Below are 329 nucleotides of genomic sequence, written 5' to 3' on the forward strand. Positions count from 1 at the left end.
GTGGCAGTTCGCGCTGTCCGGCAACGCGCCGCGTGCGCTGCGTGCCTTGCTGGTGGTGGCGATCGCGCTGGTGATGTTCGGCCTGGCACGGCTGCTGCACAGCACGCGCAGCCCGCTGCCAGCCGCCGATGAAGCAACGCTACAATCGCTGGCGCCGGTCCTGGCCGGTGCCACCGACACCCAGGCCTGCCTGGTGCTGACCGCTGACAAGGCGGTGCTGCGCGATGATGCCAGGCAGGGCTTCGTGATGATGCAACGCTACGGCGGCTCGCTGATCGCGATGGGCGATCCGGTCGGTCCCCCCGACGTGGCGCGCGCGCTGATCTGGC

The 329-nt window shown here is 70.5% G+C and carries 1 protein-coding gene; it reads left to right on the forward strand.

Going from position 1 to position 329, the window contains the following annotated elements; genetic code table 11:
* Positions 1–329, forward strand: a 329-nt coding sequence (locus EN850_RS34785) for a phosphatidylglycerol lysyltransferase domain-containing protein (RefSeq protein WP_136093016.1), incomplete at both ends; no start/stop codon positions are given.

Origin of the sequence: Mesorhizobium sp. M8A.F.Ca.ET.207.01.1.1 (assembly GCF_004794715.1) — a bacterium.
Taxonomy (GTDB): Bacteria; Pseudomonadota; Alphaproteobacteria; order Rhizobiales; family Rhizobiaceae; genus Mesorhizobium.